Below are 14847 nucleotides of genomic sequence, written 5' to 3'. Positions count from 1 at the left end.
GTTCTTCCTTACGTCAGATGTTGCGTCAGCCGGTGTGGAGGCCGACGTCGTGGACTGGGTCGCAGTGGCCGGCCAGGTCCAGAGCTTCGCGCCAGGTGCCGTTGCGTTCGAGGAGCTTGCGGTAGCCCCTGAGGGACCGGACACACCCGCACGAGACCACGGCGTGGAGCTTCTCGCCGCTGCCGTACAGGACCAGGTACTCCTCTTCGTCGAGGGCTCCCTCGACGAGCTGTGCCGTGTCGTCCGGCCGAAGGCGGCCGTAGCCGTGAAACCGCCGTCCGTACTGCTCAGTCCAGAAGTAGGGCACGGCGGTGTAGGCGTCGTGGGATGCCCTCGCGACGTTGAGGCCGACGTGGCGGCCGTGCTCGATGGCGTGTGTCCAGTGTTCGACGCGGGTCGACTCGGGCAGCGAGGGGTGCGACAACAGGCGAGCCACGTCGCCGGCCGCCCAGACTCCTGGAACGCTCGCGCGACCCGTCGCATCCACCACCACACCCGCATCCAGCGCCACGCCTGACCCGTCGAGCCACTCGTCGTTGGCCTCTACGCCGATGCCGACCAGGACAAACGAGGTGCGGTGAGTGCTGCCGTCGGAGAGTTGGACGGAGTACGACCCGGGGCCACCGCTGACGCTCTCGACGCTGACACCCAGCAGGAGATCGACGCCGTGACGCCGATGCAGCTCGCGGACCTGTTCAGCCACGGGCTCTCCGAGGATGTTGCGCAACGGGAGCTCGAGGTCGTTGATCACGGTCACCTCGACGTCGTGCCCGGACAGGCTGGAAGCGATCTCCAGTCCGATCAGTCCAGCGCCGATCAGGGTGACCTGGCCGTAGCGTGCCGCCGCTCCGCGCAGGAGGCCGAGGTCTGCGGGAGTGCGGAGCACGGGGAGGGTCTCCGCCTCAGTAGTCATCAGGGTCCGCGGCCGACTCCCGGTCGTGATGATCACGGCGTCCGAGGGGACGGCGTCGCCGTTCTCGGTCACGACGTAGTGGCGGTCGACGTCGAGGCCGACCGCTCGGTGGCCGAGCAGAAGGGTCACGCCGTCGGCTTCCAGCCGCTCCGGTGTGCGCAGCGCGTGCAGCTGCGGCTCCCCCTGCGAGACAAGCAGCTTCTTCGACAGGGTCGGCCGGTCGTAAGGCTCATGTTGCTCATCGCCCAAGATGACGATGCGTCCGTCGTACCCTCCCTCGCGCAGTCCGTCGGCAGCACTCAGGCCCGCCGCGGAAGCGCCGACGATGACCACGTTCTCCAGGGAGCGACCTTTCGTCGTCATGACGCTAGCTCGCGCTTGGCCAGCGCCTGCGCTGGACAGGCGCGGATGGCCTCGTCGAGATCGTCGCTCTCGTCTGCCTCGACCCGGTCTCGCAGAAGCACCGCGACCGGACTACCCGCCGGGGTGTCGAACACGTCCGGCATGATCGTCACGCAGACGCCGTAGCCGTTGCAGAGGTTGGTGTCGAGCAGGATCTCGACCTGTCCGGTCACAAGAAGACTCCGAGGTTGGGCGTGGCGATGCCTACTTCGGTCAGGATCACTTCACGAGTGAGCAGCCGAGGGCCCTGGGCCGTGAGCCGCAGCGTGTCGTTCCGTCGACAGGGAATGAGGTCGAAGTGGTCGTCGATGCCCCGCTGGCGGTAGACGAGCAGCGCGCTGGTGACGTCGACGATATCCGCGTCCGCCGTGCGCTGTACCAGGACGGAGCCCACCAGCCGCATGGTCCGCGACGGCGGGATCTCGGAGTAGGCGTGTCCGGTCGCGAGCCGCTGGAGGCGGGTGCGGACGTGGTACTTGGTGTCGCGGATGCGGAAGGCACCGCGCTGGATCTCATCGGCCCGATCCTCGGTGGCCAGCCTGATGGGGACGACGTAGAGCAGATCCTCGTCGAGGAGCTCCAACCAGTCCTCCTCCCGGCCCTCGTCCAAGAGCTTGGCTTCGAGCGCCAAGAACTGGTTAACGGTTGCGAGCAACTCCGGGTCGACCGGAGCCATCGCGTCGACCCGCGCCGTTGCCTCGGGACTCGCCTCGGTGATTGCCATGCGTCAGCCCTCCTGAACGCTCGTCGCCTGCGTGCCGTGGCGCAGCGTGTTGACCCAGTGCCTGTAGAAGCTGATCTGGTTGTGCTCGCCGAAGCCGGTGGGGCGTTTGATCCCCGGACCCTTGTAGGTGGGGTCAGCCTCGCGGTTCACGGGGCTCATATGGGCCTGTCCAAAGCTGAACTCCATCTCCTGCCGGCGCATCCAGGGGCTCTTCGCAGCCTTGGGAGCTCCCTCCCAGGCCACGGTGTCGTCAACCTCGAAGGTCCCGGCGGAACCGAACGTGAACTGACCGATGGTGTAGGCCTCGAGAGCCTGCTCCTCGGTTTGGAAGGTCCACACGAACTGCCAGTTCCACAGCTCCATTTCACCCGGGCCGACAGGCTGCCACTGGCGGAACGTCGTGATGACGGCCATCTCCATCTCGCCGACCCGGATCGGGGCCGGCGTGCGCAGGAAGCTCAGGTTCGGAAAGATCGTGCCGACGATCGGCGGCTCGTTCTCCACCATGTGGCGCTGCGTCTCGTCAAGCCCGCTCAGGTCGAACTTGGCAGCCGTCTCCGGGTCGTAGCCCCAGAACGCAGCGAACGGCCCGGCCAGCTCGACGAACGGGAAGCCGATGGCGTAATGGCCGTTACCGAAGTCGTAGGAGCGGGTCACCTCGACATTGCTCTTGAGGTCGGGCGCGAGGCCGATTTCCTCATTGCTGTAGTGCAGCGTCCCGACGTGGTAGGTGTCGCCCGCGAAGTTCTCGGAGCCCGTCTTCCAGTTGGCCTTCAGCTTATAGCGCTCCGGGGGTCCCGCCACCCTCACTCCATCCGGGTGCAGCCCGACCATCATCTGGAGCATCCACCCCGCGCCGCCGAGGTACTCGTCCAGCGTGGGGCCCTCGGCCGCGAGCGAGGCGAAGATGAAGCCGAACCGGCTGTCCACCCGCGGCGCCCGATACAGCCCCCACTCCTTGGGATCCAAGTTCTCGGCGTAGGCCCCATGCTTGTTCGGGGTGCCCACGAGGTCGCCATCGTTCGAGTAGGTCCAGCCGTGGTACGGGCACTTGAAGAACCGGGAGTTGCCCGCGTCGGTCTGGCAGACCTGCGTACCGCGGTGGCGGCAGTAGTTCGAGAGCACGTTGACTCCACCCTTGCCATCCCGCGTGACAATCACCGGATCAACCCCGATGCGTCGCTGGACGAAGTCCCCGGCTTTCGGGATCTCGCTCTCGTGCGCGAGGAACACCCAACAGGTGCCGAAGATCTGATCCATCTCAGCCATGAAGACGGCCTCGTCGTTGAAGATCTCGACGGGCAGGCGATCGTTGTCGAGAGACTGCTCGACCCGTTCCAGGGTCGCGGCAACACTGGCGTGGGCTGACGTGGCAGGCGTCGTGACGGTCATGCTTCTCCCTTGCTGAACTGGCGTTGTTGCGATGGCACAGCGACCCGAGGCGTGCGGCTCGACACTCGCGTGATGAGTCCACGGTATGACGCCGGTCACATTATGAAAAGACGACTGGCATCAATCCAGACCCATCGATCACGTCGATCATTCAACCCGCCACGCGGTCGATTCCACGCCCCAGATCACGCCGGATCGCAACCGGCGAGGATCTCACGAAACGGGCACACGAGCCCTCATCTGCGCGTCATGCGCTGAGTGGGATAAGTGACCTGCCACAACGGCCCGCCTTCGCAGCCCTCGGGCCAGCCCTGGACTTCCAGACATGTCGGTTGATCAACGCGCCCCCGGCGATCACGGGGCCAGGCTCACCTTCACGTGCGGCCGGGGCGGATCTGCCATAACAGGCCGCCGGCTCGGTCAAACATCTCTGCCTGCAGCAACTCCATGATCTGCGGGATCATCGAGCGGTTGTACGCCATGCGGCGCTCGCTCCGCGCGGCGCGGGTGTCGAAGAGTTCGCCCGTCAGCGCTCGCGGCCACGTGTGCGGCTGGGCTCGCCGTCGGACTCCGCGATCGCGTCGACCATCTGGTTGCGCAGCCAGGCCAACCCGTCATCACCGCGCCGGCTGGGATGCCAGTAGACGTTCTCGATGAACTCACCGCGGTCGTCCCCAGGGACCTCGCGGAGGACGAAGCCTCCCCGCGCAGCCCACCACGAGGCGATGCGGCGCGGGAGCAGCGCGACGAGGCTGGTATCCCGGATAAGCCACGGGAGTGACAACCACTCGTCCGACACCACGGCGACCCGGCGGTGCACGCCGAGCTGATCGAGGAGCCGGTCCGCTCCGGTCGATAGGTCCGGGGCGAACGATGCAGCGGCATGGGGGATCTCCGACAATTGGTCGATAGTGATCTCCGATTCGGCGGCCGCTGGGTGATTCAGGTCGAGCAGACAAACGAATTCGTCGCGAAAGAGAGGCCGGAAGTCCCCGCGCAGCCCGTATTCGCCGGGGGCGATGATCAGGTCGTACTCAAGGGCCATGCGGTCCAGGACGGGGCTCTCGGGGACCGAGTGGAAGTGGACACCGACGTCAGGAGCGGTCTCGGCCAGCATGGCCCGCAATGGAGGGTTCACTACACCGGCTGCGTAGTCGGAGGCCACGATCGTGAAGCGCCGGTCGCTGGTTCGCGGCTCGAACCCAGCGCGGGCGTCGAACACTGACTCGACCGCCTGGATCGCCGAGTTCACCAGGGGCAGCAGGGACCGCGCGAGGGGCGTCAAGGAGTAGGCGGCACCGGACCTGATCAACAGTTCGTCGTCGAAGTGTCGGCGCAGACGCGCCAAGGTCGCACTCATCGCTGACTGGCTCACGTGCATGCGCTCAGCCGCTCGGCTGACGTGCTGCTGCTCTAGCAACGCCTGCAGCGGCGCCAACAGGTTCGCGTCGAGCGACCCGATATGCGATGTCATCGTCTCGGTTCCCGCACGCCCGGCACGACGGGTGTGCGGTTGCAGATAGCGACTATCACCACTGCCTGTTTCCCTTCTCGCTTGCGGTCAGTGACGCTGTCCATGCAACTACCGCGGCCCCGTCTCGCGCCGCTCACGAGGTGCGAGATTACAGCAATGCGCTGATCGCCACCGGGCCGAGAACGATCAAGAAAGGAACTTCAGGACATGCGGATTCACAGTCTTGGCTACGTCGGAGTCGAATCACCGGCAGCTAGCGAGTGGCTCGCGCTCGGGCCCGACGTCTACGGCTTGGAGGTGGAGGAGAAATCCGACTCCGCGGGCGAGAGCGTGCTCCGCGTGTCATGGGACGACCGCGCCTACAGGCTGGCCGTCCACCCGGGGCCCGACCACAAGCTGGCCTACATCGGCTGGGAGCTCCACAGTGCCACGGATCTCGACGGTGCTGTTGCCGAGCTGCGAGCTCACGGCGTCGAGGTCACGGAGGCCAAGCCGGAGGAGCGTGCCGACCGCTCGGTGCGCTACCTGTTCCATTTCAAGGACCCCTTCGGCAACCGGCACGAGCTGTTCTCCGGTCAACTGACCTTCGAGGGACGGTTCCGCGGTGGTCATTATCAGTCACAGTTCGTGACCGGCAGCCAGGGCTTGGGCCACGCTGTGCTCGTCGTTCCCGACATCGAGCAGGCCGTAGAATTCTTCACCCGCGTCCTCGGCCTGAAGACGTCCGACATCACCCGTGTCGGTGGGCCGTTCGGCGAAATGTGGTTCCTGCGTGCCGCCAACCCCCGCCACCACAGCCTCGGGCTGATGGGCATGACCGGGATGAGTGGGCTGCAGCACGTCATGATCGAGACGAAGAATATGGACGCAGTCGGCATGGCTTACGACGCTGCACACAAGGCCGGCCTCCCCATCTCGTCGTCAATGGGCCGTCACATCGGTGACCGGATGTTGTCCTTCTACGCCCGGACCCCCACGGGGTTCGACTTCGAGATCGGATGGGACTCCATCCAGGTCAACGACGGCAGCTGGTCCGCTCAGTACTTCGACAGCGCCGAGGGCTGGGTGGGCGAAGTCTGGGGTCACGAGTACTCACACCTCGGCATGAACCCCACCGTCCACCCCATCGACCCGCAGCACTCGTGATGTCGGCTATCGACACGCACGCCCACCTGTTCTTCGAGACACTTCTCGGAAGTGTCGGCGACCACGGCCCGTTTCTCACCCGGGACGCCGCGGGAATCGCGACGCTCACCACCGGAGGGTTCGACTACATGCTGGGGAAGATCCCGGGATTGGACCGCACTGCCGAGCAGCGGCTCGACGAGTTGGACGAGGCCGGCATCGAGGTGCAGGTGGTCAGTGCGTCCCCGCTGTGGTATTTCTCCCATACGCCCGCCGAGGTAGCCAGCCGCTTCGCAAGCAGGTACAACGAGCTCCTGTCCGAGTGGACGAGTGCAGATCCCGCCCGGCTGAAGGCACTCGCCCTGTTGCCCGTCAGCGATGTCGGAGCAGCGGTCACGGAGCTTGAGCGGGCCGTCCGGGACCTGAACGTGGTCGGCGCGGTCATCGGCACTGACGCCGCTGAGGACCTCGATCACCCTGATCTCGACGACCTCTACGCCGCCTGCTCGGACCTCGACGTGCCACTGTTCATACACTCGGTCGTCCCCGGCATCGACGGGCCTGACGGAGACCCCCGCCTGCGACGCTGGCTGCGCGACGTCACGATCGGCTACCCCCTCGAGGAGACGATCGCGACGACGTCGCTCCTCCTCGGTGGTGTGCTCCGCCGCCATTCCGAACTGGACATCTGCATCAGTCACGGCGGGGGCGCGGTGCCGTTCCTGCTCGGACGGGTCCGCGCCTGGGTCGCAACAGGCGCGGCTCCGGTCGACCTCGCTGATTTCGACGAGGGCTACAACCGCCTGTGGTTCGACGTCCACGTCCATTCGGACAAGAGCGCTGATCTACTCATCGAAACGGCGAATCCGGAGCGGCTCGTCCTCGGGACGAACTTCGGAGGATGGGACTCGTCCTCTCCGGCCGAGGTCGAACGGCTGCCGATCGACATGGAAGCCAACGCACGCAGACTCCTGCGTCTCTGATGCACCCGCATCGGCGGCTTGAGCAGCTTCAGCGCGTTCCCTTCCGCTGGAACGACTCGAAAACATGACGGTACCAGCGTCTCCCGCTGGGTGTCGCGGAGGAGGAACAGGGCTCGACCGACGTCCGTCGTGCCCTCGGTTCGAGGATCGATGCCGACACTGTCGAGCTCGATCTCCGCTGCTATCTGGTTGAACGATCAGACCGGTTACGTCCGATGAAGAACTCACGGAACGGGTCCATGCTCGGCTCAAGCTGCGAGTCCACCAGCGCCTGGCGCAGAGCCTTCATCTGCGCGTCATGGATGCGCTGAGTGGGCTGCCTCAACGGCCCCCCGTTGTAGCCCTGGAGCCAGCCCTGGAACTTCCAGAACTGTCGGTTGATGAATGCGCCGCCACCGATCACGGACCGAGGCTCGCCTTCACCTTGCGACCGGGGTGAATCTGCCAGAACAGCTCGCTGGCGCGAGCATGTCGGACATGGGAGTCTCCATTCGGGGTGTGCTGAGGGCGTGGTGCAGTGTCCGGACATCGGGTCCGGCTGTGCGTGTGGGTGGCCCGGGGCCTTGGACTACGTCGTGATCGTCAGGCGAGGGCGGCGATGACGTCGTCGGCGGAGGCGACCTCTCCGAGGAGACCGAAGGACGCGATGGTGGCATCGTGCGTGGCCTGGTCGGCGGCGGCGCAGGCGTCCTCGATGATGATGACGCGGTAGCCGAGGTCGCCGGCTGACCTGCCGGTGGACTCGACCGAGATGTTGGTGGCGACTCCGAAGAGGACAACGGTGTCGGTGCCGGCGTCACGGAGGCGCTCGTCGAGGTCGCTGGACGCGAACGCGGACACCTTCGGGTTGGCGACGTTCCAGTCGTCTGCCTCTGGCTTGAGCTCGTCGACGATTTCGGTCGCGGGGGTGCCGTCGAGCAGGCTGCCCTGCTGGGCGACGACGCCGAGGAGCGGAATGTTGGCGACGAGGTCGGAGTGGCCCTCCTTGAAGGCGACGCGGGTGTAGACGACCTGGGTGCCTGCGGCGCGCGCGGCGTCGATGACGCGCCTGGCGACGTCGATGACGCCGCGGCGCTCGACCTCGGCGCGGAAGAACGGCGCGAACGCGCCGTCCGCGCCGACGACGTCGTTCTCCCAGTGGCAGGCGAGGAAAGCGGTGGTGGCCTTGTTGAGGTCCATGGCGGTTCTCCTGAGCGTGGTTCGACCCGAGAGTGGGCTGTTGACCTACTAGCACTCTAGTTGAACAATGACACATGTGTGACGGTGACCACAAACCTTCCCGCCAAGTTCACGTGATCTCGCCCCTACACGCCGAATGCACAGCGCGCCAGTTGCGCCATGTACCCGAACTGGCACGCGAAGGTTGACATTCCCGATAGCCAACTAGCATTCTAGTCGGGGTGACGCCGATCACGCGGGCGTTCGAGTGACTCCCGTCGTGGAGTTCTCCCAAGCCAGCGCCAGAGCGCTGCAGACTTCCGAGGTTCCCCATGAGCACACCTGTCCCTGAAGACGTGCAGGCCGTCGAAGCGGACGGCTACCCCGCTCCGATGTTCGAGCCGTTCCACACCGACGAGGACGGCTTCGACACCGACGTCGTCGTCGTCGGCCTGGGGCCGGCCGGTGGCATCGCCGCGACCGCCTTGGCCACCTACGGCGTACGCGTCCACGCGGCGACGGTCTTCCCGTGGGTGGCCAACGGCCCCCGCGCCCACATCACGAACCAGCGTGCCGTGGAGGTGCTGCGCGACCTCGGCCTCGAGGACACAGCCCGCCAGCAGGCCACCCCGTGGGAGCAGATGGGTGACACGCTGTTCACCACCAGCTTGGCCGGTGAGGAGATCGTCCGCCTGCAGACCTGGGGCACCGGCGACCTGCGTTACGGCGACTATCTCAAGGGCAGCCCGTGCACGATGCTCGACCTGCCCCAGCCGCAGATGGAGCCAATCCTCTTGGACGCCGCCGCCTCACGCGGCGCGGTGCTGAGCTTCAACACCGAGTACCTCGACCACACCCAGGACGCTGACGGTGTCACCGTCAGCTTCCGCGATGGCCGCACCGGTCAGGTGTTCACCCAACGTGCCCGCTACCTGCTCGGCTTCGACGGAGCTCGCTCACGCATTGTCGAACAGCTCGGCCTCCCGCTGGAGGGTGAACTCGCCCGTGCTGGAACCGTCTACATCCGCTTCAAGGCGAAGCTCACCCAGTACGTCGAGCACCGGCCGAGCATCCTGTACTGGATCTTCAACTCCCACGCTGGGTTCGGTGAGATCGGGATGGGCCTCCTGCGCGCCATCCGTCCCTGGGAGGAGTGGATCGCCGGCTGGGGCTTCGACATGGCCGCCGGCGAGCCTGACCTGTCGGACGAGAAGGTCATCGACCAGATCCGCACCCTGGTCGGCGACCCGAACCTCGAGCCCGAGATCCTCACCAAGTCGATCTGGTACGTGAACCAGCAGCACGCCACGCGCTATTCGCACGGTCGGGTGTTCTGCGGTGGCGACGCCGTGCACCGCCACCCGCCGTCGAGCGGCCTGGGGTCGAACACGTCCATGCAGGACGCGTTCAACCTCGCTTGGAAGATCGCATTCGCGGTCAAGGGCTACGCCGGCCCGGGCCTGCTGGAGTCGTACTCGGACGAGCGCGCCCCGGTCGGGAAGCAGATCGTCGCCCGCGCGAACCAGTCCCGCAAGGACTACGCCGGCCTGCGGGAGTGGTTCGACCACGACGACGCCGACCCGGTCACCGCCGGGCTGTCGAAGCTCAAGGCCCCCACGCCCGAAGGTGAAGCGCTCCGGTCTCGTCTGTACGAAGCGCTTGAGCTGAAGAACACCGAATTCAACGCCCACGGCGTCGAGCTCAACCAGCGCTACACCTCCTCCGCGGTCTTGTCTGACGAGACCCTCGGCGAGGAGGAGTGGCCCCGGCACCGCGAGCTGTACCTGCAGGCCACCACCCGCCCCGGCGCCAAGCTCCCGCACGCCTGGCTCGTCGACACTACCGGTCGCCGCACCTCCACCCTCGATGTCACCGGAAAGGGGCAGATGACGCTGCTGACCGGCATCGCTGGCGGTGCGTGGAAGAACGCCGCTGCGAAGCTGGACCTGCCGTTTCTCAGGACCGTCGTCATCGGGGAGCCCGGAGCCATCGACCCGTACGGCTACTGGCAGCAGGTCCGCGACATCCCCGAGGCCGGCGCCCTGCTCGTGCGTCCCGACGGCTACATCGCGTGGCGCCACAACGCCGAGGTGTGGGACATCGACGAGGCCACCGCGCTTCTCGAGAACGCGCTGTGTGTGGTCCTCGACCGCCCGGACCGCCATGGCGACACCCACGCCGCGCGCCGCGCCGGCGACAACGCGAAGTACTCCACCCGGTCGGTCGACATCACCGTCCCTGCGTCCACCCCGGCCAGCGCCCCCGCTGGCCAAGACACCCCGCACACCTGACCGCGCACAACCGACGAACCAGGAGCACCATAGTGTCTTCCCAGACCTCCGCGCAGACCAGCCGCCCGTACACGAGCGTCTGGAACGACCTGAACCAGGTCGAGTTCTCCCAGGGCTTCCTCCAGGCCGGCCCGTACCGCACCCGCTACCTGCACGCCGGGGACCAGTCCAAGCCCGTCCTGCTGTTTCTGCACGGCATCACCGGCCACGCCGAGGCGTACGTCCGCAACCTCGCCGCACACGCCGAGCACTTCTCCGTGTGGGCGATCGACTTCGTCGGCCACGGCTACTCCACCAAGCCCGACCACCCGCTGGAGATCCCGCACTACGTCGATCAGGTCACGCACGTCCTGGACGCCCTCGGCGCTGACATGGCCCACTTCTCGGGTGAATCACTGGGCGGCTGGGTCACCGCCCGCTACGCCGCCGACCACCCGGACCGGGTCGACCGCATCGTGCTGAACACGATGGGGGGCACCATGGCGAACCCGAATGTCATGGAGCGGCTGTACACGCTGTCGATGGAGGCCGCGAAGGACCCGTCGTGGGAGCGCGTCAAGGCGCGCCTGGAGTGGCTGATGGCCGACCCGACCATGGTCACCGACGACCTCATCCGCACTCGCGAGGCCATCTTCGAGCAGCCCGACTGGCTCAAGGCGTGCGAGATGAACATGGCCCTGCAGGACCCCGAGACCCGCAAGCGGAACATGATCTCCGATGATGATCTCGCCGCCATCCAGGCAGAAGCGATGGTGGTGTGGACGACCAAGGACCCCTCCGGTCCGGTCGACGAGGGCCGCCGCATCGCGTCCCTCATCCCGAACGGCTACCTCGAGGTCATCGAGGAGGCTGGCCACTGGCCGCAGTACGAGAAGCCCGACGTGTTCAACCGCATCCACCTCGACCACCTCCTCGGCCGCGTGTCGGCCGCCGGTCACCCCTCAAACGAGAGCGAGGAGGTGCCGTCATGACGCTTGCCCTGTTGGCCATGAGCCACAGCCCGTTGCTGGAGTTCGCCGACCTCGACGCCGACGTCACCGCCGAGCTCGACCAGACCTTCGCCACAGCGAAGGACTTCGTCCACGACTACGACCCCGACATCGTCGTCAACCTCGCCCCGGACCACTACAACGGCTTCTTCTACAACCTGATGCCGCCCTACTGCGTCGGCTACGCCGCCACCAGCATCGGCGACTACGGCAGCCAAGCCGGACGCCTCGACGTCCCCGAGGCTAAGGCCCGCAGCCTGGCTGAGGCCGTCATCGGCGAGGGCATCGACCTCTCGGTGTCGCTGGAGATGGAAGTCGACCACGGCACCGTCCAGCCGATGGAGATCGTCTACGGCGACATCACAGCCAAGCCATTCATCCCCATCTTCATCAACTCCGTCGCCCCACCCTTCACCCCCGTCAACCGCGTCCGCCAGCTCGGCGAAGCACTCGGCCGGCACCTGGCCACGTGGGACGAGAAAGTGCTGATCATCTCCTCCGGCGGCCTTTCCCACGACCCGCCCGTTCCGCGCCTGGCCACCGCCACTGCGCCGCAGCGGGCGATGCTCATGGGCGAGAACCAGCCCCTGCCACCCGATGCCCGCGAGGCCAGGCAGCAGCGCGTCATCGACGCCGCCCGCGATTTCGCCGCGAGTACGGCCGACATCCAGGACCTCGCGCCGGAGTGGGACCGCGAGCTGCTGCGCGTCCTCGCCTCCGGCGACCTCACCCCGGTCGACGCGTTCGACCCCGACGAGATGACGCGCATCGCCGGCAACTCCTGCCACGAGGTCCGCACCTGGATAGCCGGCTACGCCGCCATGGCCGCCACCGGTGCCTACACCGTCCAACAAAGCTACTACCGACCCATCCGCGAGCTCATCGCCGGCTTCGCCATGACCACCGTCACCCACGACTGAGCCACCGACGCCTCAGCTCGCACGCCCAGCAACCACCACGGAGAGCACTCCGCCGCACGCACGACCGGTCCAACAACCACCACCACATCCAACCGGACGACGCCTCGTCGTGCCGCCAATCCAAGGAACCCACATGACCAGCACAACCGCTGCTGCGCCCACGCGGCCAACTTCCCCGGCCAAGGTGGCCTCCGCTTCCTTCATCGGCACCACGGTCGAGTACTACGACTTCTTCATCTACGGCACCGCCGCCGCCCTCGTCTTCCCCGAGCTGTTCTTCCCCAACTCCAGCCCCCTCGTCGGCACCCTGCTGTCGTTCGCGACCTTCGGCGTTGGGTTCCTCGCCCGCCCGGTCGGCGGAGTGGTGTTCGGCCACTTCGGTGACCGCGTCGGGCGCAAGAAGATGCTCGTCATCTCACTCGTCACCATGGGTGCCGCGACCGTCCTCATGGGTCTCATGCCCACCTACGCGACCATCGGCATTCTTGCTCCCATCCTGCTGACGGTCCTGCGGCTCGTGCAGGGCTTCGCCGTCGGCGGCGAGTGGGGTGGCGCCACGTTGATGGCCGTCGAGCACGCCCCCGAGGGAAAGCGCGGCTTCTACGGGGCGTTCCCGCAGATGGGTGCCCCAGCCGGGGTCGGCCTGGCCACCATCGCGTTCTACTTCGCTTCCCAGCTCGCCTCCGATGCGTTCCTGGCCTGGGGCTGGCGCCTGCCGTTCCTGTTCTCGGCCGTGCTGGTCATCGTGGGCCTAGTCATCCGCCTCACCATCGCCGAGAGCCCGGAGTTCGAGAAGGTCCGCGAGAACAGCGCGCGCGTCAAGCTCCCCGTCGCCGAGGCCATCCGTCGCCACCCAAAGGAGATCCTTCTCGTCGCGGGTACCTACCTGTCCCAGGGCGTCTTCGCCTACATCACGATGTCGTACCTGGTCGGGTACGCCTCCAGGGACGTCGGTATCGCCCGCTCGCAGGTCCTCCTCGGAGTGTTCCTCGCCTCGGTGGTCGCGGTCGTCCTGTACGCCGTGTTCGGCGCGCTGGGTGACAAGTGGGGTCGCAAGACCACCTACCTGCTCGGCGCTGTCCTCATGCTGCTCTCCATCGCGCCGGCCTTCGCGCTCATCAACACCGGATCCGCGGTCAACTTCAGCCTCGCCATCATCATGGTCTTCGGCATCGCGATGGCGCCGGCCGGCGGCGTCACCGGGTCGCTGTTCAGCATGGTGTTCACCCCCGAGGTCCGCTACTCCGGCGCATCGGTCGGCTACACGCTGTCGCAGATCCTCGGCGCGGCGTTCGCGCCGCTCATCGCGACGGCGCTCTACGCCTCCTACGGCTCCAGCGTCCCCGTGGTCATCTACCTGCTCATCATTGCCGCCATCTCGGTCGTCTCGGTGCTCCTGCTGCCAGGCGAGCTCGGCAAGCCTGAGGGCGCGGGTGTCGTCACGCACGAGAAGAAGACGACCCGCAGCGCGCGCACCCAGGCTGCCGGCCAGCGCGCCTGAGGAACTCGCCCGCTCCTGCGGTTGTCCACACCGCACCCCGGCACACCGCAGGAGCGGGCGCACCAACGCCTAGAGTGGGAGTCGTCAAGGTCGAAGGAGTCACAACGTGGTCGAACCGCCGGTGCGCCGCACGGGCCAGCGCCTGGGAACCGTCGTCCTCGACGACCTCAAGGAGCGCCTCCTGTCCGGGCAGTACCCCGCTGGGTCGCGCATCTCCATCGAGGAGGTCAAAGCCGAGTTCGGCGTCTCCAAGCAGCCCGTCATGGACGCCATGCGACGTCTCGAGGCCATCGGCATCGTCCAGATCGTCCCCCAAAGCGGATGCCGGGTCGCGAACTACACCTCCCAGGAGATCTTGGACTTCTTCAACCTGTTCGGCCGGTTCGAGGGCGAGATCGCCGCCGCGGCCGCCACCCGGCGCACCGATGCCCAGCTGGCGGAGCTCGACGCGTCATGGCAGCGCATAGCCGACCTTGAGCACTCCAGCGACACAACAGTCCGCTCACGCGGCTACCGGCTCCTCAACCGCGAGTTCCATCTCGTCATCCACCACATGGCCCACTCACGGGTGATGGCGGAGCTGAGCGAGCGCATGTGGGACATGAGCGACTTCTTCATCAACACCATCGGCGGCGCCCAGCACCTCTCCGACGCCGTGACCCACCGCAACCACGACCACGACGTCATCCGCAGCGCCATTCGCTCACGCAACGCCGAAGTCGCGCGCGTGGCAATGCAGTCCCACATCGTCGAGACCGTCGCCCTGTTCCGCGACGACCTGGACGAACCCGCCTAGAACAGAACCGGGCCATGACGACACCTGTGCCCGAGTCGGTGCCTGAGCTGAGGTCCGAAATACCAAGCGGGCCTGTGGCTCCGCCTTCGGTGCTGGGCAAGACGATGCAGATACTCCTGACGTTCATCGTCGAGGAGACTCACCTGTCCTTCACCGACCTCGGCATTGCGGCCGACTCT

Annotated in this window: 14 protein-coding genes; 7 read left to right on the top strand and 7 right to left on the bottom strand. The window is 66.7% G+C overall.

The genetic code is table 11. The features are described from left to right. Positions 1–25 precede the first annotated feature (25 nt). The 5 genes from ABZZ22_RS00395 to ABZZ22_RS00375 form a co-directional block, all read right to left on the bottom strand. Positions 26–1276 carry an FAD-dependent oxidoreductase gene (locus ABZZ22_RS00395; RefSeq protein ID WP_354925556.1) on the bottom strand — a complete coding sequence of 417 codons (1251 nt, stop codon included), beginning with the start codon at positions 1274–1276 and terminating at the stop codon, positions 26–28. Further along, complete coding sequence (locus tag ABZZ22_RS00390; protein ID WP_354925554.1) at positions 1273–1488, bottom strand: ferredoxin; 216 nt, start codon at positions 1486–1488, stop codon at positions 1273–1275. Before ABZZ22_RS00390 ends, ABZZ22_RS00395 begins: the two co-directional genes overlap by 4 nt. Continuing rightward, positions 1485–2039 carry an aromatic-ring-hydroxylating dioxygenase subunit beta gene (locus tag ABZZ22_RS00385; protein WP_354925551.1) on the bottom strand — a complete coding sequence of 185 codons (555 nt, stop codon included), beginning with the start codon at positions 2037–2039 and terminating at the stop codon, positions 1485–1487. The genes ABZZ22_RS00390 and ABZZ22_RS00385 overlap by 4 nt, the downstream gene beginning before the upstream one ends. 3 nt (positions 2040–2042) lie before the next feature. Further along, on the bottom strand, positions 2043–3431 hold the full coding sequence (locus ABZZ22_RS00380) for a Rieske 2Fe-2S domain-containing protein (RefSeq protein WP_354925548.1): 1389 nt from the start codon (positions 3429–3431) through the stop codon (positions 2043–2045). Between the two features lie 526 nt (positions 3432–3957). Further along, positions 3958–4869 (bottom strand): LysR family transcriptional regulator, encoded by a 912-nt coding sequence (locus ABZZ22_RS00375; RefSeq protein WP_354925546.1) that lies wholly within the window; start codon positions 4867–4869, stop codon positions 3958–3960. Between the two features lie 243 nt (positions 4870–5112). Here ABZZ22_RS00375 and ABZZ22_RS00370 point away from each other — a divergent pair, with 243 nt between their 5' ends. Both ABZZ22_RS00370 and ABZZ22_RS00365 read left to right on the top strand, forming a co-directional pair. Continuing rightward, positions 5113–6051, top strand: coding sequence for a VOC family protein (locus tag ABZZ22_RS00370; RefSeq protein ID WP_354925543.1), 939 nt, complete (start codon positions 5113–5115; stop codon positions 6049–6051). Then, a complete protein-coding gene (locus tag ABZZ22_RS00365; RefSeq protein WP_354925541.1) occupies positions 6051–7013 on the top strand; it encodes an amidohydrolase family protein in 963 nt (320 codons plus the stop codon). Before ABZZ22_RS00370 ends, ABZZ22_RS00365 begins: the two co-directional genes overlap by 1 nt. A 181-nt stretch (positions 7014–7194) precedes the next feature. On the opposite strand, the gene ABZZ22_RS00360 is transcribed toward ABZZ22_RS00365, so the two are convergent. Beyond that, positions 7195–7416, bottom strand: a complete 222-nt coding sequence (locus tag ABZZ22_RS00360; RefSeq protein ID WP_354925538.1) for a hypothetical protein — start codon at positions 7414–7416, stop codon at positions 7195–7197. A gap of 179 nt (positions 7417–7595) precedes the next feature. Beyond that, the gene (locus tag ABZZ22_RS00355; protein ID WP_354925536.1) at positions 7596–8192 is read right to left on the bottom strand and encodes an isochorismatase family cysteine hydrolase; all 597 of its coding nucleotides are present in this window, start codon (positions 8190–8192) and stop codon (positions 7596–7598) included. A gap of 311 nt (positions 8193–8503) precedes the next feature. On the opposite strand from ABZZ22_RS00355, the gene ABZZ22_RS00350 reads away from it, so the two are divergent. From ABZZ22_RS00350 to ABZZ22_RS00330, 5 genes are all read left to right on the top strand, one after another. Beyond that, positions 8504–10462 carry an FAD-dependent monooxygenase gene (locus tag ABZZ22_RS00350; RefSeq protein ID WP_354925533.1) on the top strand — a complete coding sequence of 653 codons (1959 nt, stop codon included), beginning with the start codon at positions 8504–8506 and terminating at the stop codon, positions 10460–10462. A 32-nt stretch (positions 10463–10494) separates the two neighbouring features. Beyond that, positions 10495–11433 carry an alpha/beta hydrolase gene (locus ABZZ22_RS00345; RefSeq protein WP_354925530.1) on the top strand — a complete coding sequence of 313 codons (939 nt, stop codon included), beginning with the start codon at positions 10495–10497 and terminating at the stop codon, positions 11431–11433. Beyond that, on the top strand, positions 11430–12371 hold the full coding sequence (locus ABZZ22_RS00340; protein WP_354925527.1) for a 3-carboxyethylcatechol 2,3-dioxygenase: 942 nt from the start codon (positions 11430–11432) through the stop codon (positions 12369–12371). The genes ABZZ22_RS00345 and ABZZ22_RS00340 overlap by 4 nt, the downstream gene beginning before the upstream one ends. Before the next feature lie 133 nt (positions 12372–12504). Then, a complete protein-coding gene (locus ABZZ22_RS00335) occupies positions 12505–13872 on the top strand; it encodes an MFS transporter (protein ID WP_354925524.1) in 1368 nt (455 codons plus the stop codon). 106 nt (positions 13873–13978) lie between these two features. Further along, the gene (locus ABZZ22_RS00330; protein ID WP_354925521.1) at positions 13979–14668 is read left to right on the top strand and encodes a GntR family transcriptional regulator; all 690 of its coding nucleotides are present in this window, start codon (positions 13979–13981) and stop codon (positions 14666–14668) included. Positions 14669–14847 lie beyond the last annotated feature (179 nt).

The organism is Nocardioides sp. NPDC006273 (assembly GCF_040613495.1).
In the GTDB taxonomy this organism is placed as follows: domain Bacteria; phylum Actinomycetota; class Actinomycetes; order Propionibacteriales; family Nocardioidaceae; genus Nocardioides.
This window is presented reverse-complemented; position numbering and strand designations above follow the sequence as displayed.